24 protein-coding genes and 1 pseudogene are annotated in these 24,119 nt (G+C 70.8%); 13 read left to right on the top strand and 12 right to left on the bottom strand.

All coding sequences use genetic code 11. The annotated features are described in order from the left end of the window. The first annotated feature begins 4 nt into the window (after positions 1-4). The gene (locus ACIQE0_RS22940; RefSeq protein WP_402335338.1) at positions 5-772 is read left to right on the top strand and encodes an ABC transporter ATP-binding protein; all 768 of its coding nucleotides are present in this window, start codon (positions 5-7) and stop codon (positions 770-772) included. A gap of 154 nt (positions 773-926) precedes the next feature. On the opposite strand, the gene ACIQE0_RS22935 is transcribed toward ACIQE0_RS22940, so the two are convergent. After that, the gene (locus ACIQE0_RS22935; RefSeq protein ID WP_366329445.1) at positions 927-1,397 is read right to left on the bottom strand and encodes a heavy metal-responsive transcriptional regulator; all 471 of its coding nucleotides are present in this window, start codon (positions 1,395-1,397) and stop codon (positions 927-929) included. Positions 1,398-1,515: 118 nt separating this feature from the next. On the opposite strand from ACIQE0_RS22935, the gene ACIQE0_RS22930 reads away from it, so the two are divergent. Further along, the gene (locus ACIQE0_RS22930) at positions 1,516-3,498 is read left to right on the top strand and encodes a heavy metal translocating P-type ATPase (protein ID WP_402335158.1); all 1,983 of its coding nucleotides are present in this window, start codon (positions 1,516-1,518) and stop codon (positions 3,496-3,498) included. A 367-nt stretch (positions 3,499-3,865) separates the two neighbouring features. Then, a complete protein-coding gene (locus ACIQE0_RS22925; protein WP_402335155.1) occupies positions 3,866-4,324 on the top strand; it encodes a PPOX class F420-dependent oxidoreductase in 459 nt (152 codons plus the stop codon). 170 nt (positions 4,325-4,494) lie between these two features. Here the strand turns inward: ACIQE0_RS22925 and ACIQE0_RS22920 are convergent, their stop codons facing one another. Genes ACIQE0_RS22920 through ACIQE0_RS22905 form a run of 4 tightly spaced genes read right to left on the bottom strand, consistent with a single transcriptional unit; the run spans position 4,495 to position 7,997 of the window. After that, complete coding sequence (locus tag ACIQE0_RS22920) at positions 4,495-5,694, bottom strand: ABC transporter permease (protein ID WP_366329451.1); 1,200 nt, start codon at positions 5,692-5,694, stop codon at positions 4,495-4,497. Then, positions 5,676-6,419 (bottom strand): ABC transporter ATP-binding protein, encoded by a 744-nt coding sequence (locus ACIQE0_RS22915; protein WP_402335152.1) that lies wholly within the window; start codon positions 6,417-6,419, stop codon positions 5,676-5,678. The genes ACIQE0_RS22920 and ACIQE0_RS22915 overlap by 19 nt, the downstream gene beginning before the upstream one ends. Then, positions 6,416-7,519, bottom strand: coding sequence for a peptidoglycan-binding protein (locus ACIQE0_RS22910; protein ID WP_402335150.1), 1,104 nt, complete (start codon positions 7,517-7,519; stop codon positions 6,416-6,418). Before ACIQE0_RS22910 ends, ACIQE0_RS22915 begins: the two co-directional genes overlap by 4 nt. After that, positions 7,500-7,997, bottom strand: coding sequence for a hypothetical protein (locus ACIQE0_RS22905; RefSeq protein WP_366329457.1), 498 nt, complete (start codon positions 7,995-7,997; stop codon positions 7,500-7,502). Before ACIQE0_RS22905 ends, ACIQE0_RS22910 begins: the two co-directional genes overlap by 20 nt. Before the next feature lie 124 nt (positions 7,998-8,121). Here ACIQE0_RS22905 and ACIQE0_RS22900 point away from each other — a divergent pair, with 124 nt between their 5' ends. The 6 genes from ACIQE0_RS22900 to ACIQE0_RS22875 all read left to right on the top strand — a co-directional run bounded on the left by ACIQE0_RS22900 (position 8,122) and on the right by ACIQE0_RS22875 (position 13,061). Continuing rightward, a complete protein-coding gene (locus tag ACIQE0_RS22900) occupies positions 8,122-8,787 on the top strand; it encodes a response regulator transcription factor (RefSeq protein WP_366329459.1) in 666 nt (221 codons plus the stop codon). Beyond that, a complete protein-coding gene (locus ACIQE0_RS22895) occupies positions 8,784-10,043 on the top strand; it encodes a sensor histidine kinase (protein WP_402335145.1) in 1,260 nt (419 codons plus the stop codon). The genes ACIQE0_RS22900 and ACIQE0_RS22895 overlap by 4 nt, the downstream gene beginning before the upstream one ends. A 19-nt stretch (positions 10,044-10,062) precedes the next feature. Further along, the gene (locus ACIQE0_RS22890) at positions 10,063-10,350 is read left to right on the top strand and encodes a hypothetical protein (protein WP_402335142.1); all 288 of its coding nucleotides are present in this window, start codon (positions 10,063-10,065) and stop codon (positions 10,348-10,350) included. Continuing rightward, the gene (locus ACIQE0_RS22885; protein WP_402335139.1) at positions 10,298-10,714 is read left to right on the top strand and encodes a hypothetical protein; all 417 of its coding nucleotides are present in this window, start codon (positions 10,298-10,300) and stop codon (positions 10,712-10,714) included. Before ACIQE0_RS22890 ends, ACIQE0_RS22885 begins: the two co-directional genes overlap by 53 nt. Beyond that, a complete protein-coding gene (locus ACIQE0_RS22880) occupies positions 10,714-12,042 on the top strand; it encodes a PP2C family protein-serine/threonine phosphatase (protein WP_402335136.1) in 1,329 nt (442 codons plus the stop codon). The genes ACIQE0_RS22885 and ACIQE0_RS22880 overlap by 1 nt, the downstream gene beginning before the upstream one ends. Before the next feature lie 95 nt (positions 12,043-12,137). Next, a complete protein-coding gene (locus ACIQE0_RS22875) occupies positions 12,138-13,061 on the top strand; it encodes an LLM class F420-dependent oxidoreductase (RefSeq protein ID WP_402335133.1) in 924 nt (307 codons plus the stop codon). A gap of 176 nt (positions 13,062-13,237) precedes the next feature. Here the strand turns inward: ACIQE0_RS22875 and ACIQE0_RS22870 are convergent, their stop codons facing one another. From ACIQE0_RS22870 to ACIQE0_RS22860, 3 genes are all read right to left on the bottom strand, one after another. After that, positions 13,238-14,041 carry a DsbA family protein gene (locus ACIQE0_RS22870; protein WP_402335131.1) on the bottom strand — a complete coding sequence of 268 codons (804 nt, stop codon included), beginning with the start codon at positions 14,039-14,041 and terminating at the stop codon, positions 13,238-13,240. Positions 14,042-14,336: 295 nt separating this feature from the next. Continuing rightward, a complete protein-coding gene (locus ACIQE0_RS22865; protein ID WP_402335335.1) occupies positions 14,337-15,086 on the bottom strand; it encodes a GNAT family N-acetyltransferase in 750 nt (249 codons plus the stop codon). Between the two features lie 259 nt (positions 15,087-15,345). Next, the gene (locus ACIQE0_RS22860) at positions 15,346-15,747 is read right to left on the bottom strand and encodes a VOC family protein (protein WP_402335128.1); all 402 of its coding nucleotides are present in this window, start codon (positions 15,745-15,747) and stop codon (positions 15,346-15,348) included. A gap of 103 nt (positions 15,748-15,850) precedes the next feature. Here ACIQE0_RS22860 and ACIQE0_RS22855 point away from each other — a divergent pair, with 103 nt between their 5' ends. After that, on the top strand, positions 15,851-16,618 hold the full coding sequence (locus ACIQE0_RS22855) for a TetR/AcrR family transcriptional regulator (RefSeq protein ID WP_402335125.1): 768 nt from the start codon (positions 15,851-15,853) through the stop codon (positions 16,616-16,618). A gap of 155 nt (positions 16,619-16,773) precedes the next feature. On the opposite strand, the gene ACIQE0_RS22850 is transcribed toward ACIQE0_RS22855, so the two are convergent. Beyond that, positions 16,774-17,781, bottom strand: a complete 1,008-nt coding sequence (locus tag ACIQE0_RS22850; protein ID WP_402335122.1) for a tellurite resistance/C4-dicarboxylate transporter family protein — start codon at positions 17,779-17,781, stop codon at positions 16,774-16,776. A gap of 347 nt (positions 17,782-18,128) precedes the next feature. Further along, on the bottom strand, positions 18,129-18,653 hold the full coding sequence (locus ACIQE0_RS22845; RefSeq protein WP_402335120.1) for a GNAT family N-acetyltransferase: 525 nt from the start codon (positions 18,651-18,653) through the stop codon (positions 18,129-18,131). 222 nt (positions 18,654-18,875) lie between these two features. Between ACIQE0_RS22845 and ACIQE0_RS22840 the strand changes: the two genes are divergently transcribed. Continuing rightward, on the top strand, positions 18,876-19,697 hold the full coding sequence (locus ACIQE0_RS22840; protein ID WP_402335117.1) for an alpha/beta fold hydrolase: 822 nt from the start codon (positions 18,876-18,878) through the stop codon (positions 19,695-19,697). Between the two features lie 47 nt (positions 19,698-19,744). On the opposite strand, the pseudogene ACIQE0_RS22835 reads toward ACIQE0_RS22840, so the two are convergent. Beyond that, positions 19,745-20,002 (bottom strand): annotated as a pseudogene (locus ACIQE0_RS22835) (NUDIX domain-containing protein); the annotation flags it as partial. A gap of 341 nt (positions 20,003-20,343) precedes the next feature. Here ACIQE0_RS22835 and ACIQE0_RS22830 point away from each other — a divergent pair. Further along, positions 20,344-20,868 (top strand): MepB family protein, encoded by a 525-nt coding sequence (locus tag ACIQE0_RS22830; protein WP_402335331.1) that lies wholly within the window; start codon positions 20,344-20,346, stop codon positions 20,866-20,868. Positions 20,869-21,141: 273 nt separating this feature from the next. Then, on the top strand, positions 21,142-22,278 hold the full coding sequence (locus ACIQE0_RS22825; RefSeq protein WP_402335114.1) for a hypothetical protein: 1,137 nt from the start codon (positions 21,142-21,144) through the stop codon (positions 22,276-22,278). Between the two features lie 192 nt (positions 22,279-22,470). Here the strand turns inward: ACIQE0_RS22825 and gndA are convergent, their stop codons facing one another. Further along, positions 22,471-23,925, bottom strand: a complete 1,455-nt coding sequence (gene gndA, locus ACIQE0_RS22820; RefSeq protein ID WP_366329489.1) for an NADP-dependent phosphogluconate dehydrogenase — start codon at positions 23,923-23,925, stop codon at positions 22,471-22,473. Positions 23,926-24,119: the final 194 nt, after the last annotated feature.

Here is a 24,119-nt window from a genome sequence, read left to right as displayed (position 1 = left end):
CCGGATGCTCCGACTCGACTCCCTGAGCCAGTCATACGGCGAGCGCCGCGTCCTGCACGACGTGTCCCTCACCGTGCCGGACGGCCAACTCCTGTGCGTCGTCGGCCCGTCGGGCTGCGGCAAGTCGACCCTGCTGCGCACGATCGCCGGACTGCTGCCCGTCCACCAAGGCACGGTCACGATCGACGGCACACCGGTCACCGGCGTCCCGGACCGGCTCGCGGTCGTCTTCCAGGACTACGGCCGCTCCCTGTTGCCATGGCTCACGGTCTGCGACAACGTGGCCCTGCCGCTACGCCGCCAGGGCCTGCGCCGGGCCGAACGACGGGCCAAGGCCGAACACCTCCTGGAACGCGTCGGCCTGGAGACCTCGGCCCGCCACCACCCCTGGCAGCTCTCCGGCGGCATGCAACAGCGGGTCGCCATCGCCCGCGCCCTGGTCGTCGGCCCCTCGCTGCTGCTCATGGACGAACCCTTCGGCTCCCTGGACGCCCAGACCCGCGAGGACCTGGAAGACCTGCTCCTGGAGGTGCACCGCACCAACGGCACCACGATCGTCTTCGTCACGCACGACATCGACGAGAGCGTCTACGTCGGCGACCGCGTGGTCGTCCTCTCCGCGGGCCCCGACTCCCGCATCGCCCGCGACCTGCCGGTCGAACTCCCCTCCCCACGCGACCAGATCACCACGCGCGGCCTGCCGGCATTCGTGACACTGCGGGCCGAGGTGGGACGGGCGGTACGGAAACCGGACCAGGCCAGAACCGTGTGACGACACCCGGCCTTTCGCGGTCGGCCCTGCGGATGCACGGCACAGAGCCGACGACGCCGGGAGGCCACGATGGGAGCCACCCCGCCGACACGGACCTGCCTGGCGGTCTGCCGCCCCTGCGGGACAAGGGCGCCAACGACGAGGAACGAGCCCGCTACAGGTCAGCGGGGCTGAATGCCTGGGGCGGGCGCCAGGTGCCGGGGGTGGGGTCGGGGCAGTCGTCGGCGGGCAGGGCCGCGGCCATCGCGGCGAGTTCGGCGCGCAGTTTCGTGAGCCGTTCGATCTCGGCGTCGATGTCGGCGATGCGCCGGTCAAGGAGTGTGGCGGCGGGCTCGCACGGGCAGGTGCCGGTGTCGCGCACGGCCAGCAGGTCCCTGATCTCCTCCAGCTTCAGACCGAGGCGGCGGGAGCCCTGGATGAAGTGGAGGCGGTCCAGGGCATCGGGGCCGTAGCGACGGTGCGAGCCGCTGGTGCGAGCGGGGGCGGGCAGCAGGCCGATGCGCTCGTAGTAGCGCAGAGTGTCGGGGGTCAGGTCGGTCTGCCGGGCCAGTGCGGCGATGGTCCATCCGCCGGGGCGGGGCGCCTCCGGGCCGGTGGCCGGCTGAGGGCTGGTGGTGTGCGTCATGTCACGGCACTTCTTCCACGCTCGGGCTTGATTCTGGAGTCGGCTCCAAGTTCTAGCGTAAAGGTGGAGGACAGCGGGCATCCCGTGCCCGCGCCCCGCGCACTTGGGGAGACGTGCCATGGACCGACCGACCGCGCCGAAGACCGCGGCCTCACCGCCGGACCGCAATCAGGGACTGCTGCCGCTCACGCCGGCCGCGGACGGATGCGGCTGCGACGACGCGTGCGCCCCGGCCGCCTCCGCGCCGACGGGCCGACTCGCCTTCGCCCGCCCGGTGCTGACCCTGTTCGGCGTGGTCGTCGGGCTGGTCCTGCTGGTGGTGGTGGTCGGCGAGTGGCTGGGCCTCTTCGAGCAACTCACCGACAGGGTGCCGTTCGCCGTCGGTCTCGCGCTGGTCCTGGCCGGCGGATTCCCGATCTTCAGAGGCGTGGCCAAGGCCGCGTGGCGGCGCAAGGTCACCTCCCACACCCTGATGACCGTCGGCGTCACGGCCGCGCTGGCGGTCGGTGAGTGGCCGGTCGCGGCAGTGGTGGTGCTGTTCATGCACACCGCCAACTACGCAGAACGCTTCACCGCCGAACGCGCCCGCAAGGCGGTGCGGGAGCTGGCCGCGCTGGCCCCGACCACCGCCCGCGTCGAGCGCGACGGCGCCGAGGCCGAGATCCCCGTCGAGCAGGTACGCATCGGGGAGACGGTCATCGTCCGGCCCGGCGAGCAGATCCCCGTCGACGGCACCGTGACCGCCGGGGCGGCCACCGTGGACCAGGCCGCCATCACCGGCGAGTCGATGCCGGTGGAGGCCGGGCCCGGCACCCGCGTGTACGCCGCCTCCTTCGCCCGCCTGGGATCGCTGCGCGTCACCGTGACCGGGGCGGGCGCGGACACCACCTTCGGCCGGGTGATCGCACTGGTGGAACAGGCCGAGACGCACCGCGCCCCGGTGCAGCGGATCGCCGACCGCTTCTCCGCCTGGTACCTGCCCGTCGTCGTCACGGTCGCCGCGCTGACCTTCGCGTTCAGCGGGGACACCCTCGCCACCTCCGCGGTGCTGGTGGTGGCCTGCTCCTGCTCCTTCGCCATGGCCACCCCCGTCGCCGTGCTCGCCTCGGTCGGCGCCGCCGCCGGCCAGGGCCTGCTCATCAAGGGCGGCCGCTACCTGGAAGCCCTGGCCAAGGCCGACGTCCTACTGATCGACAAGACCGGCACCCTGACCCTGGGCCGCCCCCAGATCACCGACACCGTGCCCCTGGACGGCCGCACCGAGGACGAGCTGCTGCACCTGGCGGCCAGCGCGGAACGCTACTCCGAGCACCCCCTCGCCCAGGCCGTCCGCACCGCCGCCGCCGGGCGCGGCCTGGCCCTGGGCGAGCCGACCGACTTCGAGGCCCTGCCCGGCCGCGGCGTACGGGCCGGCATCGACGGCACCCGGATCGCCGTCGGCGGCCTGGGCCTGGTCCCCGAGGCCGCGACCCACCACCAGGTGCGCGAACTCACCGAGCAGGGCAAGACCTTGCTCGCCGTCACCGCCGACGACAAGCTCATCGGCGTGCTCGCCGCCGCCGACACCCTGCGCCCGGAGATCCCTGCCGCCCTCGCCGAGTTGAAGGCCCTCGGCCTGGCCCGCGTCGAGCTGCTCACCGGCGACCACCAGGCCACCGCCGCCGCACTCGCCGGTGAACTCGGCATCCCGTTCCGGGCCGGACTGCTGCCCGAGGACAAGATCACAGCCGTACGGGAGTACCAGGCCGAGGGCCACAAGGTGGTCATGGTCGGCGACGGCGTCAACGACGCCCCCGCGCTCGCCCAGGCCGACATCGGCATCGCCATGGGCGCCGCCGGCAGCGACATCGCCATCGAAGCCGCCCACATCGCCCTCATGCGCGAGGACTGGACCCTCGTCCCCCAGGCCGTGCGGATCGCCCGCCGCACCGCCCGCGCGATCCGGCTCAACATCGGCTTCACCGCCGCCTACAACGCCATCGGCCTGTCCGCCGCCGCCTTCGGCATCCTGCCGATGATGCTCGCCGCCGCCGCCCAGTCCCTCCCCGACCTGGGCATCCTCGCCAACTCCGCCCGCCTGCTGCGCACCCGACGGAACTGAGCGACTGGAGTGCGTCCCGAGCTCAGCGCCCGCTGTCGCCAGGCGCGAGCAGGCCGGTGCGCTCGGCGATCGCCGCGGGGGACGGCTTGCTCCTCAACCCCCGACACCAGGAAGCCAGACACACGGAACTGACATGACCTTCAACCGGCTTGGGCCCCGTGCCGTGACCGCGGGCAGAGGAAGAAGAGTTCAGGGCCTCCGTCGTCCAGTCCGTGGAGCAGGCCGACCGGGCGCCAGCCGACGGTTTGCAGCAGGTGCTGCATGGACTTGGTGCCCCTCGTGCGTAGCCCGAAGGTGGCGGACGTGACAGCGGGACGGGACGTACGGCCCACGAAATCATTCGGCCACCTCGGATGTTGATCAGGCCATGACTCAAGGACCAGCGCCTCGCCCCCTGTCCGACGAAGCTCTCTCCGACCTTCTCGGCCAGCAGCAGTTCGGCACCCTCGCCACCACCAAGCGCAGTGGCCACCCCCACCTGACCACCATGCTGTACAGCTGGGACGCCGAGGCCCGCATGGTGCGCTTCTCGACGACGGCCGATCGCATCAAGGTCGTGCACCTGCGGCGCGATCCGCGTGCCGCACTGCATGTGCAGGGCGGTGACGTGTGGTCGTTCGCCGTCGCAGAGGGCGAGGCAGAGGTCTCCGAGGTCACGACGTCTCCAGGCGACGAGGTCGGTCGGGAACTGCTGGCGATGGTGCCGCAGGCCGCGAAGCCGGAGGACGAAGGTGCGTTCCTGGAGCAGTTGGTCGCCGAGCGCCGAGTGGTCATCCGGCTGACGGTCAACCGACTGTACGGAACGGCGCTCGACATCGAGGGCTGAAGTCTGTTCGGTAAATGACGCCCGTCGAGGAGCCGTTCGCCGCGCCGGCAGGGTGCCCACAGCACGTACGGGAGTGACGCCGAAGGTGTCGATGGCGGGTGCCGGCCAGACCGAGGGCCCGGGGCTGCGCGGTGGTACGCGCGCAACCCCGGGCCCTGTGACCGGTGTTCCTACCCCGCCTGGAGGGCGAGGGTCGGGGAGAGGCGGGCGGCACGGACTGCCGGATACAGTCCGGCCACCGACCCGATGAGGAGGGTGGCGGCGAAGCCACCGCCGACCGCCCACAGGGGGACCACCCAGGGCATGCCACCGTAGGCGGCGAACACGTAGGTGGCCGCCGCGCCCAGCACCACGCCGGCCAGTCCGCCGAGCCCGGAGAGCAGCAGCGACTCGGTGACGAACTGGATGCGGATCTGGCCGCGGGTGGCGCCCAGCGAGCGCCGCAGACCGATCTCGTGACGACGCTCCAACACCGAGATGATCATGGTGTTGGCGACTCCGACGCCGCCGACCAGCAGCGCCACACCACCGAGTCCGAGCAGCAGGCTGTCGAACGCGCCCTCCGTCGCGGCCTTGGCCTGGAGGGCCGAGGACGGGTTGGAGACCTCGACGTTCTGCGGATTCTGCGGGTCGGCGGTGCGTGCGAGCAGTTTGCGGACCGCTTCGACAGAGGCGTCGGTGGAGCGTTCGTAGATCTGGGTGGGATGGCCGTCGAAGCCCAGGAGCGTGCCGGCGGCCTGCCAGCCCACGAGCGCGGACCGTTCGATCTCGGGTGCCAGTGGCAGCGGGTCGAGGATGCCGATGACCGTGAAGTACTGCTTGCCGATGAGGACTTGCTGACCGGGCGCGGTGATGCCCAGGCGCTCGGCGGCGACGTTCCCGAGCACCACCGAGGGGTAGCGTCCGTTCGCGTCGTTGAGCCAGGTGCCGACACCGATCGTGCCTTGCAGGGCCTTCAACAGGTCCCCGCTGGCGGCCTTCACGGACAGGCCGCTGGTGTTGCTCTTGGGGATCTTCTCGCTGCGCCGGACCGTCGGGTTGAGGTCGGCGGTCGCGCCGGCGTGTTCGACGCCGGGGATGCGGCCGATCATGCCCGGTGCTTCCTTGGGCAGCTTGGTCTTATCCCCACTGAACATGTCCTGGCCGGGGGCGACCTTCAGCATGTTGGTGCCCAACCTGTCCAGTTCGTTGAGCAGTTGGGCCTTGCTGGAGGCCGAGATACCGACCACCGCGATCATCGTGGCGATGCCGATGGCGATGCCCAGTGCGGACAGCACCACCCGCATCGGCCGAGAACGCAGACCCGCCGAGCCGACATGCAGGACGTCGCGGGGACCGAGGCGGGCCGGGGTCAGTCGGTCACGTGACACGGTTCCTCGCCTCCCGCCGGCTCCGACGACATCGCCCCCGCGACCCTTGGCCCGGTGCGCGTGTCCTCCACGACCAGGCCGTCGCGGATGCGCACCTGGCGCGGCAGCGCGCCGGCGATCTCGCCGTCGTGGGTGATCACCGCGATGGTGGCGCCCTCGGCGTTGAGATCGTGCAGCAACTGCATCACGGCCTCACCGGACGCGGAGTCCAGGGCCCCGGTCGGCTCGTCCGCCAGCAGCAGGTCCGGCTCGCCCACCACCGCCCTGGCGATGGCCACCCGCTGCCGCTGCCCGCCGGACAGTTCGTGCGGGCGGTGGTGCATCCGGTCCCCGAGCCCGACGCGTTCGAGGGCCGCGGCCGCGCGCCTGCGGCGCTCGGCCCGCGTCAGGCCGGAGTAGAGCAGCCCCTCGGCGACGTTGTCCTGGGCGCTCACCCCGGGCACGAGGTGGAACGACTGGAAGACGAAGCCGATGTGCCGGGCCCGCAGCGCGGACAGCCGGCGGTCGGGGAGCGCCGCGACATCGTGCCCGGCGATGGCGACGGTGCCGGCGGTGGGGCGGTCCAGAGTGCCGACGATGTGCAGGAGGGTGGACTTGCCCGACCCGGACGGGCCGACGATGGCGAGCAGTTCCCCGCTCTCGACGCGCAAGTCCACCCCGCGCAGCGCCGCGACCCCGCCCGGGTACTCCTTGGTGACCTGGTTCAGTTCGACGACGGATGTCATGTCGTGGGCACTCCGACCTTCATGCCTTCCTTCAGGCCCGATCCGCTGACCTCCACCCTGCCCTGCCCGAACAGCCCCAGCTTGACCGGGACTTCGCGGGCCTTGCCGCCCTCCACGACCTGGACGCCGAAGCCCCCGGCGGGCAGCGCGAGCAGGGCGTTGACCGGGACGGTCAGCACGTTCTGGTGCGTCTCACCCTTGAGCTCGACGGTGACCGGAGCCTGGTCGATGCCCTTGACCTGCGCCGGATCGTCGAAGGTCACCCGGGCGGTGACCTTGGCGGACTGCTCCTGCCCACCGCCCTGGTCCTTCTCGTCCGAACTGGCACTGCGGTCGACGGAGGCGACCTTCCCCTTGACCTTGTCGCCCCCGGGAAGGGTGATCTCCACCCCGGTGCCGGGCTTGGCGAGATCGGCGTCGGAGACGTCCAGCTTGATCCGCACCTCGCGCTCGGCCCCGGTGACGGTCAGCACCGGACGGCCCGGACCGGTCTGGTCGCCGACGGTCGCCTCCTTCTTCTGGACCCGCACCGAGCTCGGCGCGAAGGCGATCTGCTCCGGACCCGTCTGGCCGGTCTGCTTCAGACCGTGATCCTTCTGCCAGCGCTTGAGCGCCTCCTGCGTACCGGAGGTGAACTCCTCGTCCACCACCAGGCCCGCTCCGTAGCCGAGGTCGCGCAGGTTCTGCTTCAGCTGTCGGACGTCCGGCCCCTTGTCGCCGGCCTTGAGCTTCCGGTACATCGGCCGCTCGCCGTACAGCAGCCAGACCTTGGCGCCGTCGGCCTCGTAGAGCGCCTCGTTCAGCCTGATCACCGCGCCGGTGCCCGGGAGCCAGGTGAGGGTGCCCGGGGCACCGCCGTTGAGCTTGCGCTCCTTGGAGTAGCCGAGCGTTCCGTCGACCTGCGTGCGGCTGCTCAGATCCTGCCGCGTGATCGGGTCGGTCTGCTGCGGCAGCCCGTCCGTGCGCTGCTCCTGGCCCTTGGCGTCGTCACCGCTCACCGAGGCGACTGCCGCCCCGCCCACCAGCGCACTCGCCACGACCAGCGAGGCGATCACATACTTCCTGGCAGGGCGCTTGCGCTCACTCCCCGAGCTTGTCATTGCACGCCTTCTGTGCCTTTTCCATCTTCTCCTTGTTCACGTCAGGACCGCCGCCCGCCTTCATGGTCAGGTTGCCGTCCTTGAGCTCCGGGTCCGGCATGTCGACGCCCTCATCCCGCATGCACTGGGCAAACTTGAGGGCCTTGTCGAAGGCCTTCTGCTGATCCTGCCCGGACATCTCCTTGGGGGCACCGGCCAGGCCCTTGCAGGCATCCTTCGCCTTCTTGAACGCCTTCTCGTCCTTCACCTGGATGCCCGCGGCCTGGCCTTCCTTGGGCTCCTCCACCTTCACACCGTTGTCACGCAGACACTGACGGTACTTGTAGGCGTCGTCCTCCGCCTTGCCCTTACCGCCCGGGTCCGAGCCGTGCGCACCGCTGTTCTTGCCGGAATCCGCACCGCCGCCGGCGCAGCCGACCGCAAACAACGACATACCCGTGATCAGCGCAGCCGCTACGGCGTGCCTGACGTTCACCATGGAATTCCTCCGTATCCGAGAGCCGGTGATCGACTGCACTGAGGTTGGCAGGCACCCGCATTTCGTTTCTCTCAGCGAAGAGGTTTATGCCGACGAAATGCCACTCTCAGGTATACGTGGACGCATGCGTGTGCTTGTCGTGGAGGACGAGGAATTCCTGGCGGAGATGATCGCCGAAGGGCTGCGGCGCGACGCCCTGGCCGTCGATGTGGCGCACGACGGCCGCACGGGGCTGGAGCGGCTGCGGCTGGGCGACTACGACGTGCTCGTCCTCGACCGGGACCTGCCCGGCCTGCACGGCGACGAGGTGTGCCGCCGGGTCGTCGAGGCGCGCCTGCTGACCCGGGTGCTGATGCTCACCGCCGCCGGTTCCGTGCGCGAGCGGGTCGAAGGGCTCGGCCTGGGCGCGGACGACTACCTCGCCAAGCCCTTCGCCTACGAGGAGCTGCTCGCCCGCGTGCTGGCCCTGGGCCGCCGCGCCCGGCCCGCGCTGCCGCCCGTGCTCGAACGGGCGGGCATCACCGTGGACACGGCCCGCCGACAGGCCTTCCGCAACGGCCGCTACCTCGCACTGTCGCGCAAGGAGTTCGGCGTCCTGGAAGTGCTGATGCGCTCCGAGGGCGCCGTCGTCAGCGGCGACGACCTGATCGAGCAGGTGTGGGAGGAGAACACCAGCTACCGCACCAACGCCGTCCGCGTCACCCTCAGCAAGCTGCGCGCCAAACTCGGCGAGCCCCCGGTCATCGACACCGTGCCCGGCCATGGATACCGCATCGACGGAGCCATGTGAACCGGCCCGCCTTCCCCCGCACCCGACGCCTGCGGCTGCCCGGCGGCGAACGGGCCCGGCTGACCGCGCTCTACGGCGGACTGCTCGTACTGGCCGGAGCCATGCTCATCGGCCTGATCAACCTCCTCGTCGGCCAAGGGCTGTACACCACCATCAGTACCGCGGTGGCACGACGCCCCGACGGCGTCGCCTCCGGTGTCGCTCTTCCCCCCGGCACATCCGCCGAGCTCGTACCTTCAGAGGCCATCCCCGCTCAACGCGACCAGGAGGCCACCGAGGCCATCAGGACATTCACCCAAGCCGCTGAACAGGCCACCCAGAGCGAGCTGTTGACCATCTCCCTGATCACCCTGGCCGTCTTCGCCGTCACCTCGGTGGCGCTGGCCTGGTGGATGGCCGGGCGGGTGCTCCGCCCCGTCGGAGTGATCACCCGCACCGCACGGCGACTGTCCGGGGAGAACCTCCACGAGCGGATCGCCCTCGACGCCCCCGACGGCGAGCTGAAACAACTCGCCGACACCTTCGACGCCATGCTCGACCGCCTGGAACACCTCGTCGGTGCCCAGAAACGCTTCGCCGCCAACGCCGCACACGAGTTGCGCACCTCGCTCGCGGTACAGCGGGCCGCGGCGGAGATCGGGCTGGACACCTCCGACCCGAAAGCCGTCGCACGCATCCGCCGCAAGCTCATCGAGGTCGCCGACAGCAGCGAACGGCTCATCGAGGGCCTGCTGCTGCTCTCCGTCTCCGACCAGGGCCTGGACCACCGCGAACCGGTCGACCTGGACGAGCTCGCCGGCTCCGTGACCGCCGAGCACACCGCATCGCAGCAGGCCCACGATCGCGACATCACCGTCCGGACCCGGACCGCACCCATGACGGTGCAAGGCGACCCGGTGCTGCTGACCCACCTCGTGCACAACCTCGTCGGCAACGCCCTGCGCTACAACCACGACGGCGGCCACGTCACGGTCAGCACGCACGGCCGCACCCTGGAGGTCACCAACAGCGGCCCCCACGTACCGCCGCCGTCCGTCCCCTACCTCTTCGAGCCCTTCCGCCGCCTGGAAGAACGCCGGCACGCCCGCGGCGAGGGCGCCGGCCTGGGCCTGTCCATCGTCGCCTCGATAGCCCGCGCCCACCAGGCCCACGTCGAGGCCGAATCCAACCCCGACGGCGGGCTGACCATCCGCATCCTCTTCCCCGACCCCGAGGGGGGCACGCCGACGCCTGCCGCAAGGCCGGCGTCCGCCTGAGCGCGGAGCCGGCGGCCCGGTGATCACCATCAAGGAAGCCGATCCCGCCGAAGGCGCGGCCGCCGACCAGCGCCGGTCGCCGGGCGAGCGTTCTGGGCGCAGGCCGAAGACCGGGCGGGGGAGCGGGAGGACCGGCGGATATCGATCGACGTGCCTGCTGTTGCACCAGCAGCTGCCTGCTGATGCGATGGTGGCCATCGAGGCCCGCAAGGCCATGGAGACGCGGGAGGCGGAGGACGTCGGCAATGCGGCGGATGCCGACGGCCGGGTACGACGAGCAGGCAGCCGAGGCCACCTGTGCCGGTGAGGCGGCCGGTGCAAAGGTGATCCCGCTGCCCACGCGACGACCGCCGGCGGCCGTGCGGACCGCGCTGCCGGACAGGGGCGAGTACGACTGGCTGCTGCAGCCGATGACGATCCCGTCGACGACAAAGGGCGCGCGCATGACCCCCACCAGGACCGCCGAAGCCACCGGCGAGCACGTACCGGCGAGGATCCCGCTGCCGGGCGACCCGGAGGACGCGCTGATCGACGAGGCACGCCGCGATCTGCGACTCCGCGCGGCGCTCGCCGACCGGCTCACGTTCAAGGGCACCCCGACCCGGACCGGCACAGAGTCCCATCGGCTCAAAGCCACCAAAACCGCACCCCACGCCGCCAGGCGCCCCTGATGACAGGCAAAGAGCCAGAACCCGAACAGTCGCGCCTCCCGGACCCGCGGCCGCACAAGGACACCCAGCTGGACCAGATCGCCACGCAGCTACATGAACTGGCCGGTGCCAAGGACCGCCTGCAGGGCCTGCTCGGGGCCGTCCTGGCCATCAGTCGGGAGACGGACCTGCCCGCCGTACTGCACCGCATCGTCACCACCGCCATGAGTCTGGTCGGCGCCCGCTACGGGGCACTGGGGGTGCTGGACGAGTCCGGTGAGTCCCTGAAGGAGTTCATCACCGCCGGCTTGTCGGAGTCCGAGCGCACCGACCTGGCCGATGTGGAGTTCCCCCGCGGGCGCGGCGTTCTCGGATACCTGATCCGTCACCCCGAGCCCCTGCGAGTCGACGACATCCCCTCCCACCCCGCCTCTGCCGGGTTCCCACCCGGCCACCCCCGTATCGGCACCCTCCTGGGCGTCGCCGTCAGCGTCCGCGGCACCATCTACGGAGACCTCTACCTGTCCGAACGTCGTGACGGGCAGCCCTTCGACCATGACGACGAGGCCATCGTCGTCACCCTGGCCGGTGCCGCCGGCATCGCCATCGAGAACGTCCGCCTCTTCGAGCAGGTCCGCGACAGCGCCGAACACTTCCAGCGCCTGCTGCTGCCTACGCTGCCCGACCTGCGTCCCTTCACCGGCGCAGCGGTCTACCGGCCCGCACCCACCCCAGGCCATCTGGGCGGGGACTGGTACGACGCGATCTTGCTGCCCGACAACGCGTGCGCGGCCGTCATCGGCGACGTCGTCGGCCACGACCTGCGCGCGGCCGCCGCCATGGCCCAGACCCGCAGTATGCTGCGCGCCCTGCTCTTCGACCACCTCTCCCCGCCCAGCACCGTTCTGGGCCAGCTCGACCGCACCCTGCACGCCATCACCGACCTGCCCGTCACCACCGCCTGCCTGGCCCGCATCGAACCGGCACAAGACGGCTGGACACTGCACTGGAGCAGCGCCGGCCACCTTCCCCCGCTGCTGATCACCCCCGACCGGCACGCGCGGTACCTCTATGCCGAGCCCGGACTGCCCCTCGGGGTGAACACCGAACACGACCGCCCCGACCACACCCACCCGCTGCTCCCGGGCGCCACCGTGGTCTTCTACACCGACGGACTCATCGAAGACCCCACCCGCACCCTCGACGAGGGCCTGGAGGAACTCGCCCACCTCGCCACCGCCCACATCGGACTGCCCCTGCAGGACTTCGTGAACACCCTGGCCGACCACCACCCCAGCGACGGCCACGACGACACGGCCATCCTCGCCCTGCGCACCCCCGCGAACTGACACTGCCGGGACCCCTGCGGTCGGGACACACTCCCGACACCAACCTGTCACACCAGCGGGGAATCGATCGCCAACTCGCCCTGTTGCCAACGGACATGAACGTTGGAGTTGCGCTCAACCCGACCGCCCCCGCCAACCAGATCGACGCGAGCGTGCGGCTCGCCAAGGAAGCCGCGGCCGCGGGACTGCGGTCCGCCTGGTTCGGGCAGACCTTCGGCGCGGACTCGCCCCAGCTCGCTGCCCTCGTCGGCCGCGAGGTGCCGGAACTGCACGTGGGCACGTCCGCCATCCCCGTCTTCGGACGGCATCCGCTGCCGGTCTCCAGCCAGGCCCAGACCGCGCAGGCGGCCACGCACGGCCGCTACCACCTCGGACTCGCGCTCGGCACCAGGCTCCTGACCGAGACGGGCTTCGGGCTCCCCTTCGAACGGCCCGTCGCCCGCCTGCGCGAATTCCTCACCGCACTACGGCAGTTGCTCGAAACCGGCAGCGCCGACTTCCACGGCGAACTGCTCACCGCGACCACCCCGATACCGGCCCGGGTGCCCGGCGCGGAGTCCGGCGTCCCAGTGCTCGTCGCCGCCATGGGCCCCCAGGCGCTGCGGGTCAGCGGCGAACTGGCGGACGGCGTCCTGCCGTACCTCGCCGGGCCCCGAGCCCTCGCCGAGCACATCGTCCCGGCCGTCACCGCGGCCGCCGAGGCCGCCGGCCGCCCCGCTCCCCGCATCGTGGCGCTCGTCCCCGGCATGGTCACCGACGACGTCGAGGCCGTGCGTGCCACCTTCACCGAGAATCTGGCGTTCTACGAGCAGATCCCCTCCTACGCCCGGGTCATCGGACTGTCCGGCGGCCGACGGGCCGGCGACATCGCCGTGATCGGCGACGAGGAGAAGGTCGCCGCCGAAGTCCAGCGCTATCGGGACGCCGGGGCGACGGAGGTGGTGTTCTCGCTCTCGGAGATCGCCGGTGACGCCGACCGGCACCGCACCTGGAAACTGCTGGGCGAACTGGCCCGCTGACCGGCGCTTCTGTGCCCGCGGCCTGGACGCCGGCCGCATCCGCTCCCCCTTGGGGAGTGGAGATGGCCACGCGCAGCGAGGGCTGCCGGGAGCCGGCCGCCCTCGCCTGACGGCCCCGGGCTCCGGTCCGCCCCGGGAGGGACTATGACCGGAGCCCGGAAGCCCTCACCCTGCCCTCACGGCGTGGCAGTGGGCGAGGGCGTGTCAGCGCCGGTGTCGGGGGACGCGGCCGCCACCCGCTGCGCCTCCTTGGACACCAGGCCCGCCAGCTTGCTCGGCGTGAGCTGCGTCGTGGGATCGGCGAGCGTCTGCCCGTTGAGCTGCACGACCGGGACCGGTCCCAGGCCCGAATTGGCGTAGTCCTGCTGGGACTTGTTCACCCAGCCCTGCCGCTGGTCACGGTCCAGGCAGAGGTCGAAGGTGTCGTGCTGGATCTTCCCGGCCTTCTTTGCCAGCTTTTTGAGCAGCGCGCGGTCCTTGAAGCCGTCCTGCTGCGGGGCCGGCTGGTTCGCCCAGACCTGGTCCATGAACTGACGGAACCGGCCCTGGTCCTGGGCGCAGGCGGCCGCCGCTGCGGCCTCCTTCGCACCCGACCCGCCGTACGTCTTGTCGCTCTGGGTGACAAGACGGTAGTTGATCTGCGCCTGGCCGGACGCGAGAAGCTGCGAGAACGTCGCGGAGTACTGCTGCGCGAACGTGCGCGACTGCGGGCTCCGCGGGTCCTCGTACACCGTCAAGGTGACGGGGACGGTCGGCCTGATCGGGAGTGCCAGCTTCTCGCCGGTGGGCGTCGGTCCCACGGCGTTGGCGGGCGGCTCGAACGTGGTCGCCTCGTTGGCCCGGGAGAACTGGCCGACCACGACCGCCGCCCCGCAGACCACGACGACGCCGACGGCCATCACCGCGTAGTTGCGCCAGTTGGAGCGGGAGCTCTTCTGTGTCGCTTCGCTGCCGTTCTTGTTGTTCCCTGCGGCCACCATGCGCACCCTTTCACCAGGTCAATCGATGTGCTCGCCGGCGGTGCCAGGTGCCGTGCCCGCCGCCGTCGACTGCGGCCGCGTCGCACGGCTCACCGCTGCGGCACCGCACAGTGTGGCAGCATTCGCCAGCCGGTCAGGGCCCGGGGCCGAGTGCGGCTCAGCCGGAGCGCCAAAGGGGACAAAACCCCGCGCGGCGGGAGGGCCGGCGCACCCCCCGCCGGGTCGGCTGCGCTCGCACGGGGGAGCCCGCCCCGTCGGGCCCGGCCCATGGCATGCGCCAGGCCCGCGGCCCGTATCAGGCCTCCGGTGGCGACCACACGTAGGGCGTGGTGGTCGTCACGGGGAGGAACCCCAGCCGGCGCAGGATCGGCGCGCTGTCGTCCGACGCGTCGACCTGCAAGTACGTGACGCCACGGGCCACGGCGAGTTCGGCACGGGCGGCGACCAGCGCCCGGTAGATGCCCCGGCCGCGCCACTGCGCACGCGTCGAGCCGCCCCACAGGCTCGCGAAGTCGGTTCCCTCACGGAGCACCAACCACGCCGCGGACACCACCTCGCCCCCGGCCTCGGCCATCAGGACGGCGATGGCGTCCGGCTCCGCCGACACCCGGCCGATCAGGTCCTCGCCGAGCCAACTCCAGTCCTGCTCCCAGATGTCCGACTCCATGGCGGCGATGCGGTGCATATCGGCGTCCGCGGTCGTCCGCCGCAGGGTGACCCCCTCCGGCATGACCGGCGCCGCCGCCAGCTGCGCCGCGTGGCCGATGAGCACCGTCTCCCGCTCTTCGGGGACGAAGCCCGCGGCCCGCAGTCGCTCGGTGAGGTCGGCCGGGCGGTCGTGCCCGCGGGTCTTCCACTCCACCGCCTCGCCCCGGGCGGCGAAGAAGTCCCGTTGGCGGGCGATCAGCCGGTCCAGTTCGGCTCCGTGTACGCCCAGGTCAGGCGGGGTGCTGACCAGGCCGCGGAACTGGCCGACGGTCCGCAGCACCGGGCCGTCCTGCTCGTAGGAGACTCCGGCCGGAGGGTGGGGCGGCTCCCCGCGCATCTGCTCGTCATAGGCCGCGAGCAAGCCATCGATGTCTGCCACACAAGAGACGATACGAACGCCGGCAACCGATTTTCCGCGACTGATGCGACCGGCGCGACCAAAGCCCGAGTGGCCTCAACGTGTGTTCCGCCCACGGAAGTTCACCGGCGGAGAGGTGCTGTCCGCTACCGGGGCCGCACGGCCGAGAGCACCGCCCCGGAAACCGAAGTCCCCGAGGCGGTGCTCCAACGGCTGCCGGTGTGCCGTCCCGAGGCGGTCAGCTGCCTGCGGAATCGCCGGCGGGGGCGTTCCAGTCGACCAGCTGGACGATGACGCCGTTGGGGTCGCGGACCTGGAAGGCGCGCTCGCCCCACTCCTCCTCGGTCAGCGGCATGGTGATCTCGACGCCTTCGGAGCGCAGGCGTGCGAGTTCGCCTTCGAGGTCCTCGACCACGAAGGCGAGGATGAGGCCGGTGGCGTGCTCGTCGCGCTGGTCTGCCGGGAGAGTCGGCAGACCCCGGCGCAGGAAGACGACGTTCATGCCGGCGTCGTCGCGGCTCAGGGACGCGAAGCCGTCGGCGGCCATCTCTTCGCGGAACCCGAAGTGCTCCGTGAGGAAGGCGCTGGATGCGGGGACATCCTCGACGTTGAGCGATACGGCACTAGAGGTGACCTTCACGGAAACTCCTCCACGATCGGATCGTGCTGCTCGATAACTCTGTACGACGTACATTGTACATAGTACGGAGAGGGTTCGCGGATCTTTGCGAGAGGATGCTGCCGTGGCAACGGAACGAACCAGCGCGGGCGACCCGGCCCGGACCCTGAAACTGCTGTGGCGCGACTCCTCGTCGGCCCCCCAACGAGGACCGCGACGCGGGCTGAGCATCGACAAGGTGGTCGAGACGGCCACCGCCATCGCCGACGCCGACGGACTGGACGCGGTGACCATGCGCCGGGTGGCCAAGGAACTCGGCGTGGTGCCCATGACCCTGTACACCTACGTCCCCGGCAAGGCCGAACTCCTCGACCTCATGCTCGACTTCGCCTACGCTCACATGCCCCGCACCGGGACCACCGGACAACCCTGGCGCCACCGCATCACCGCCCTCGCCGAGGAGAACAAGGCCCTCTTCGAACGCCACCCATGGGCCGCGACCGTCTCCACCATCAGACCCCCGCTCGGACCGGGGCAGATGGCGAAGTACGAACACGAACTGTCCGCACTCGACGGCCTCGGCCTCAGCGACATCGAGATGGACGACTGCCTGACCCATCTCCTCACGTTCGTGCGGACCTGCGCCCGCGCCACCGCCGACGCCCGCACCGCCCAGCACGACAGCGCCATGAACGACCAGCAGTGGTGGGACGCGAACGCCCCGCTCCTGGCCCGCGTCCTCGACGAGAACGCCTACCCCACGGCCGTCCGCGTCGGCGCGGCCGCAGGCGCCGCACACGGCAGCGCCCACGACCCCGACCACGCCTACGCGTTCGGTCTGCAACGCGTCCTGGACGCCTTCGCCGCCCTCATCGACCGGACGTCCGACTGAACGGCGGCCTCCCGGCCATCGCCGGCGGTGGCACGCGCGCGGGGCACCGCGTTGCGGCGGAAGGCGAGGAGGCCGACGCCGAGGAGCACCACGAACACCGCGACGGGGCCGCAGACCACTACCGGCCCCTCGCGCGAAGGTGCACGCGCACCCGATCAACCCGGTCCCGGACCGCCGGGACGTCGCAACGCGGCTGCCGCCGCAACGAGCATGCCGAGGAACACCGCCGCCCAGACCGCCAGGGCCACCCACGCCTCGGCCGCCCCGAACCCGACCATCCACCCCCACCCGGCCGCCCGCCCCAGCTCCCCGGTGCCCACCCCGTACATGCCCACCGGGAAGACCAGGCTCCACAGGCTCCCCTCGTACCGCAACGGCACACCGCGCAGCGCATGCCGCCACACCCCGAAGGCCAGCAGCAGCGGGATCAGCCAGGTGCAGAACGCCCACAGCACGGCGGACACACCCAGCACGAACGGCCTGGGCAACAGCGCCATGCCTGCGGGCAGTTGCAGGAGTACCGCGCCGGCCAGCACGCTGATCGCGGCGGCGCCCATGAAGATCCAGTAGGGCGGCAGCAACTCCGCCGGCTCCACCGGTTCCAGCAGAAGCCTTGCCAGAACCAGGGCGGCGACCAGCAGGTACTGGAGGAGCCCGACGGCCCAGCACAGAGCGGCCACCGCCCCCAGCTCCCGGCCGCCGGTAGCGGCACCGACGGACGCGACGGCGACCGCGACGGACTCGGTGCCCACCACCCAGAGGAACCACGACCCGTTCACCTGTCGAAGCGGACGGGCACGCCCGGTGCAGATCAGGACCAGCGGCACGCCGTACCCCAACACCAACCAACCGGCCGCCCCGAGCACCGTCAGCACCTCGGCAGCGCCGTACAACCCACCGAGGGCCAACCGGCGCGCCAACACCCCCGATGCGGCGACGATGGTGAGGAAGGCGAACCCGTACGGTCCGGCGAGATCGGCAAGGAAACGCTCCCGCCAGCACACCCAGCGCCACAGGTAGACCGCCCACAGCACGGCATATCCCACGGCGGCGATCAACGCCAGAACCGCCGAGATGGTCGCACTACCGCCATGGACCAGTGCATTGGACACGATGCCGGTGGCCATGACGAAGGCGAACGCCCCCGGGTTGAGCTCCGCCACGCAGGACGCCATCGCAGACCACCGCTCCCCGGACGGCCGACCGGACGGAGACCACCTCACGCCACCACCACCCACCTCCTGCCGGCCCCGATCCGCGCACGCGCACCGTCCGCCGCCTACCCCGACCATGGCAAGGCATGACGGGGGAGCGGCGACCGGCTACAGCGTCGCACTGCGGCACCTCGTCAAGGGGACGGCGACATGGCTCCGCTCACCGATCCCGCACACACCCCGACCGAGCCTGGAGTTGTCCGCATCGCCAGGCGGCCTCTCCCAGACCGAGACCACCTACCGACCCCCGTCGAACGAGCGGCTGCCAGAGGAGACCAGAACGCGTCAGCCGCGACTCATCGCAGTTCGCCCTCCAACAGGCCCATGGTGAACTGGTCGAACCACCTGCCGTCGCGCCGGAACACCTGCCGCAGCCGGCCCTCCTCGACGAAACCGATCTTCCGGTAGATGTGGTGAGCGGCGTGGTTCTCGGTGACGACATGCAGCGAGATCTTGTGCAGCCGCATCTTCTCGAAGCCGTAGCGACACATCGCCCGCAGCGCATCGGTGGCATAGCCACGCCCCCAGTACTCCTTCTCACCGAGGTAGACATCGAGCCAGGAACACCCGGTCTCCGGCTCGGTGTCCCGCAACCGGACCAGGCCGATGAGCTTCGCGTCGGCGAGCACCTCGATCCCGTACAGCACATCGCCGTAGCTGTTGCCCGGCCGCTCCGCCAGGCGCTTCCTGGCCACGGCGAGCGGTTCGGTGTAGCCGTCCTCCATCCACCGCATGACCTCGGGGTCGTTGCGCCACCGCCACAGCGCATCGGCCTCCGACGGCTCCAACGGCCGCAGTTTCACCAGTTCCCCGAGCATCATGTCTGTCAGCCCCTCCGCATCCCGCGCGATCAGTGAATGGAACCCGGCAGTGGTAACACGCGGCGAAGACAGCTGGCCAGCCAATTACCCTTCTCCAGCGGGGGGATGGAGCGCCTGGAACGGCAGCAGCTTCCGCGTCGGCAGCGCCCCTCGCACGGCGCACCCGATGGCCACCGCCCGCCACGACCATCGCCACCAACGACCCTTCGGGAAGGCGCCACCATGACGGCGAACACCACAACGGCAAAGACCATGACGGTAAAGACCACGACGGTGCGGGGCCTGCGCCTGGCCTACGCGGATGCCGGCGGGCCGGGAGCGCCGGTGCTCGCACTGCACGGACACTTCGGCCGCGCTCGGCAGTTCGCCGCACTGGCCGCCGCGCTGGCACCTCAGTTCCGGCTGATCGCACTGGAACAGCGCGCCCACGGCCAGAGCGACCGCGACGACGACCTGACCCCGGACGCCTACGCCGCCGACGCCGCCGCGTTCGTCCAGGCATTAGGACTCGGCCCGCTTCCGGTACTCGGCCACTCGATGGGAGGCGTCGTGGCCTTCAGAATGGCGGCGCAACACCCGGAACTCGTCCGGTCATTGATCGTCGAGGAGGGCGGCGCACTCAACCGCCGACCCGAGGTGGCCCACCCGGTCCTGGACGTACGGGACTGGCCACGCCGCGCGCCGACGCTGGGGGAGCTGCGCCGCCAGGTGGAGGCGCACGGCATCCCGGACGCCGGCTACTTCCTGGAGAGCGCGGTCGAACACCCCGACGGCTGGGGCTTCCTCTTCGACTACGAGGACATGATGCGATCGCAGGAAGCGCTCGTCGGTGACTGGTGGGAAGACTGGCTGACCAGCACCTGCCCGACGCTGCTGGTGCACGGCCTGGACAGCACCGTCCTGCCGACCGCGATGGCACGCGATATGGCAGAGCGCCGACCGCACACCACCCTGCGCGAGTTCCCCCACTGCGGTCACTGGGTACACGACGATGCACCGGCCGCATTCGCCGTAGCAGTACGGGAGTTCCTCACCGTGCGGTGAGCCGATGGCGCGGGTCCGGACGCGGCGGGCGTGATCGATCCAGACTGGCGTGGGTCGGTGTACGTCCCCACGAGCCCTGTGATCTCCACCTCCAAGCCCGTTTCTTCCTTGACCTCACGGACCGCCGCCCCGGGCAGTGAATCGGCCATGTCCATGCCCCCGCCAGGGAGTGCCCAGAGGTCGTTGTCGCGTCGACGCTGGAGAAGAATGCTCCCCTCCTCGTCGGTGACCACGGCGGATGCTGCGACAACCATGCTGTTGGGCTTGGGGGTGTCCGGGTCGTCGTAGTACTCGGTCCGCGCCATGGTCATTCCTCCCCTTGCACCGGTGTCGCGGTTGCCCATACCAGCCCAGTGTGGGACAGCCCCAGTACGACTCCATGCATCCGGGGTGGCAGTACTTCGCCATGCCGTGGACGAAGTGCCAGATCTGCGGTGAAACGGTGCCACGCGGTGAGGACGGCTGGTTGTTCTTGGATCGGCGGAAGAAGCAGGACCCGTCGTCCTGGCCGGAGCGTTCGGTTACGGCAATGTCTCCGCTGTCTGAGGCGCATGCCCGGCTGTCCGTTGCTACCGGCCGCCGGTCAGCCGAGCCGTCGGCGACTGGCGGGCAAGGGAGCGTGCGGTCGCGATGGCAGGATGGCGGCATGGTGACGAATCAGCCGTGGGCGGGGCTTCACGATGACCTGTTGGCAGCGAAGGCCTCGGTGTACGACCCGAACGGTTTCGCCTGCTCGCCGCCGGTCCCTGAACAGGAGAGCGCCGAGTACGCGGCTTGCGGGTTCACGCTCGATGGCCGGTCGGTCCGGTTCCGTGTGGCCAAGACCACCCCGACGAAGGTGGGCCAGTTCGTCACCGTGTGGCAGCGGTCCCAGGAGGGACCGATCCGGCCCTTCGACGCCGACGACGGCGTCGATCTCTTCGTCATCAGCAGCCGCGACGACGACGGCTTCGGACAGTTCGTGTTCCCACGCGAGGTGTTGTGCGAGCGAGACATCGTCTCCCGCAACGGCTCCGGCGGTAAGCGCGGATTCCGCGTCTACCCGCCGTGGGCGACCACGACCAGTCGGCAGGCCCGCAACACCCAGGCATGGCAGGTGAACTACTTCCTTCACCTCGGCCAGGAGGGGCCTGCCGACCTGAGGCGCGCCCACGCCCTCTACCACCCGTAGGTGCCCGCTTCGGCGACGGCGTTCGCCCGCTGGGCGGACGGGGCGTCAGGAGCCGCGGCTCGGCGGCTGGGAAGCCGTTGCCGGCCGGTGGTTGTCTCGTCCACCTTGACCTCTTCACTGCGGCAGCCTGCCTTGCTCCGTAACCGAGTCGCGCATCCGGCTCCGCCTGACGTGCGCCGCGCCACCGAGTGCGTTTACGTGAGGGTCGGCAACTCTCTGTGACCTTCGTGGGGCCGCAGGACGGCCGCACGACGCTGAGGAGGTACGACCCTGATGAGGCTTGTTCTCGCTTCGCGTCTCGCGGCGATGGCCGTGACCGCGGCGACAGCGATCATGGCGGTGGGCGGTCCGGCATCCGCCGGGCCGACGGGAGGGGACAGGAACCCGTTCCTCGGGCCACTGCGCACCGTCTCGACCGTCGCATCGACGGTTCCGGCCAACGGCGACCTGAACCCGTACGGCACCGCCCTGGTCGAGCAGAGCATCGGTGACCTGCGACGCGGCGACGTACTGGTCAGCAATTTCAACAATGCCGCGAACCAGCAGGGCACCGGGACCACTCTGGTGCAGATCAGCCCCAGACGCACGGCCAAGCTGTTCGCTCAGATCGACCCGAAAAAGCTGCCGGGACCGTGCCCGGGGGGTGTGGGGCTGACCACCGCACTGTCCATCCTGCCGGGCGGCTGGGTGGTCGTAGGCAGTCTGCCCACGGCCGACGGCACATCCGCCACGGCGCGCGCCGGGTGCCTGCTCGTGCTGGACAGCCGCGGAAAGGTCCGGGAGACCCTCAGCGGCCAGGGGATCAACGGACCCTGGGACATGACCGCGAAAAGCTACGGCGAGAAGACCGACCTGTTCGTCACGAACGTGCTCAACGGCACGGTCGCCGGCGGCGGGAAGGTCGTACGGCGGGGCACCGTGCTGCGGATCACGCTGCGCACCCAAGGCAACCGGCCGCCGACCCGGATCGCCACTACCGAGATCGGCTCGGGCTTCGCCCAGAAGACCGACCCGGCGGCCCTCGTGATCGGGCCGACCGGTGTCGGCCTGCGGGACGGGACGCTCTACGTCGCGGACACCGTCGACAACCGCATCACCGCGATTCCGGACGCGTCGACTCGGCGCAATAGCGCCCGTATCGGCCGAGTGGTCACCATCAACCAGCGCCTCAACGGCCCGCTCGGGATGGCGATCACCCCCAAGGGGAACATCCTCACCGTCAACAGCGGCGACGGCAACATCGTGGAGACCACCCCCCGCGGCGTACAGGTGGCCGTGCGCACGCTGGACACCAGCGGCACCCCACCGGGAGCAGGCGCACTGTTCGGGCTCGCGATCGCCACAAACCCCGACCGTGTCTACTTCGTCGACAACGCAACCAACACGCTGAACCTGCTGAGCCGCCGCTGAAGCGCCTGCGCGGGGCAGATCCAGCCCCGCGCAGGCCCAGGCACGCGGTGCGCCGACCGGGCTCACGAAAAACTGGTCACGCACCCGCGCCGTCGGCGCCACGTGGGACGGCCCACGGCCCCGCGCACCAGGAACACCCAGGGCGCGGGGCCCGGTTGTGTCCGCGGACGGTGCCTGATGAGTGTGCTCCGGCTACGCCGCCCCGGCGTCCGTCTGGACCTCGGGGCGGCCGGGCTCGGCCCATTGCGTGTGGAAGCTGCCCGCACGGTCGGTGCGGCGGTAGGTGTGGGCGCCGAAGAAGTCGCGCAGCCCCTGGATCAGGGCGGCGGGCAGGTGCTCGCTGCGCAGGGTGTCGTAGGAGGCGAGCGCGGCGGAGAACGCAGGCACAGGAATGCCGTGCTGGGCCGCGGTGGCCACGACCGTACGCCAGGCCGGCTGGGCGTCAGTGATCTCCGCCGCGAACTGCTCCTCGGCCAGCAGGCTGACCAGGTCGGGGTTGGCGGCATGGGCGGCGCGGATCCGGTCGAGGAACGCGGCCCGGATGATGCAACCCCCGCGCCAGATCTTCGCCACCGCCCCGAGGTCGATGTCCCAGCCGTACTCGGCCGCGGCATCACGGAGCATGGTCCACCCCTGGTCGTAGGCGATGACCTTGGACGCATAGAGGGCCTGCTCGACATCCCGGGTGAAGCGCTCGGCCTCGTCCGGGCTCAACTCCTGCCGGGTGCCCCCGGGCAGCGGCCGGTAGGCCGTACGCAGCTCGGCGCGGGAGGAGGCGACCCGGGCGAAGGTGGCCTGGGCGATGGCGGTGACCGGCGAACCGAGGTCAAGGGCCGTTTGCACGGTCCAGCGTCCGGTGCCCTTCTGCTCCGCGGCGTCCTGGACGATGTCGACGAACGGCTTGCCTGTGCCGGGGTCGGTGTGGGCGAGGACCTCGGCGGTGATCTCGATGAGGTAGGAATTCAGCCGCCCCTTGTTCCAGCGCCGGAAGGTCTCGGCGATCTCGGCGGGGGTGTGGCCGCCGACGTCCCGCAGCAGGTGGTACGCCTCGGCGATGAGCTGCATGTCCGCGTACTCGATGCCGTTGTGCACCATCTTCACGAAGTGGCCGGCACCGTCGGTGCCGATGTGGGTGCAGCACGGGTCGCCGTCGACATGGGCGCTGATCTTCTCCAGCATGGGACCGAGAACGGCGTAGGACTCGGCGGAGCCGCCAGGCATGACCGAGGGGCCGTGCAGCGCGCCCTCCTCCCCGCCGGAGACACCGGTACCGACGAAATGGATGCCGCGCTCGCGCAGCGCGCGCTCGCGGCGGCGGGTGTCGGCGAAATGCGCGTTGCCACCGTCAATGATCATGTCGCCCGCCTCCAGCAACGGGGCGAACTCCTCGATGACCTCGTCGGTGGCCCGGCCGGCCTTCACCATGATCAGCAGCCTGCGAGGGCGCTCCAGCGCGGCCACGAAGTCCTGCGGCGACTCCGTGGGGACGAACGCGCCCTCGTGGCCGAACTCCTCGATCATGGCCCGGGTCCGCACCGGCGTACGGTTGTGCACCGCGACCGTGTAGCCGTTCCGGGCGAAGTTTCGCGCCAGGTTGCGGCCCATGACCGCCAGCCCCGTCACGCCGATCTGTGCGGATGCCTCCATGGCGGGTGCTTCCTTTCTCGGGGTCTCCGAAAGGCTCGCGGCAGTTGTGCCGCGGCTCTCCGGGCAGGGCGGCTCCGTTCACTGGCGCGCTTCGCGCGCGAACGCTCGCCTTGGGTGGCCGGAATCAAGGATCACCATCAGAGCGTGGGCGCCGCTCGGGAAGTTGGGCCGTTCCAGTGCCCTCGATCGAGACG

Source organism: Streptomyces sp. NPDC093097, assembly GCF_044754325.1.
Classification (GTDB): Bacteria; Actinomycetota; Actinomycetes; order Streptomycetales; family Streptomycetaceae; genus Streptomyces.
Note: the sequence above shows the minus strand (reverse complement) of the source record. Positions and strands in the feature narration are given on the sequence as shown.

Bases quoted from the DNA above. Each gene is read 5' to 3' on its own strand.
- ACIQE0_RS22830 (WP_402335331.1), top strand. From the start codon at position 20,344: ATGGTGACGAATCAGCCGTGGGCGGGGCTTCACGATGACCTGTTGGCA.
- ACIQE0_RS22825 (WP_402335114.1), top strand. From the start codon at position 21,142: ATGAGGCTTGTTCTCGCTTCGCGTCTCGCGGCGATGGCCGTGACCGCG.
- ACIQE0_RS22870 (WP_402335131.1), bottom strand. From the start codon at position 14,041: ATGGTGGCCGCAGGGAACAACAAGAACGGCAGCGAAGCGACACAGAAG.
- ACIQE0_RS22900 (WP_366329459.1), top strand. From the start codon at position 8,122: ATGCGTGTGCTTGTCGTGGAGGACGAGGAATTCCTGGCGGAGATGATC.
- ACIQE0_RS22935 (WP_366329445.1), bottom strand. From the start codon at position 1,397: ATGACGCACACCACCAGCCCTCAGCCGGCCACCGGCCCGGAGGCGCCC.
- ACIQE0_RS22880 (WP_402335136.1), top strand. From the start codon at position 10,714: ATGACAGGCAAAGAGCCAGAACCCGAACAGTCGCGCCTCCCGGACCCG.
- ACIQE0_RS22865 (WP_402335335.1), bottom strand. From the start codon at position 15,086: ATGCGCGGGGAGCCGCCCCACCCTCCGGCCGGAGTCTCCTACGAGCAG.
- ACIQE0_RS22915 (WP_402335152.1), bottom strand. From the start codon at position 6,419: ATGACATCCGTCGTCGAACTGAACCAGGTCACCAAGGAGTACCCGGGC.
- ACIQE0_RS22910 (WP_402335150.1), bottom strand. From the start codon at position 7,519: ATGACAAGCTCGGGGAGTGAGCGCAAGCGCCCTGCCAGGAAGTATGTG.
- ACIQE0_RS22925 (WP_402335155.1), top strand. From the start codon at position 3,866: ATGACTCAAGGACCAGCGCCTCGCCCCCTGTCCGACGAAGCTCTCTCC.
- ACIQE0_RS22940 (WP_402335338.1), top strand. From the start codon at position 5: ATGCTCCGACTCGACTCCCTGAGCCAGTCATACGGCGAGCGCCGCGTC.
- ACIQE0_RS22875 (WP_402335133.1), top strand. From the start codon at position 12,138: ATGAACGTTGGAGTTGCGCTCAACCCGACCGCCCCCGCCAACCAGATC.
- ACIQE0_RS22845 (WP_402335120.1), bottom strand. From the start codon at position 18,653: ATGATGCTCGGGGAACTGGTGAAACTGCGGCCGTTGGAGCCGTCGGAG.
- ACIQE0_RS22885 (WP_402335139.1), top strand. From the start codon at position 10,298: ATGCCGACGGCCGGGTACGACGAGCAGGCAGCCGAGGCCACCTGTGCC.
- ACIQE0_RS22905 (WP_366329457.1), bottom strand. From the start codon at position 7,997: ATGGTGAACGTCAGGCACGCCGTAGCGGCTGCGCTGATCACGGGTATG.
- ACIQE0_RS22930 (WP_402335158.1), top strand. From the start codon at position 1,516: ATGGACCGACCGACCGCGCCGAAGACCGCGGCCTCACCGCCGGACCGC.
- gndA (WP_366329489.1), bottom strand. From the start codon at position 23,925: ATGGAGGCATCCGCACAGATCGGCGTGACGGGGCTGGCGGTCATGGGC.
- ACIQE0_RS22840 (WP_402335117.1), top strand. From the start codon at position 18,876: ATGACGGCGAACACCACAACGGCAAAGACCATGACGGTAAAGACCACG.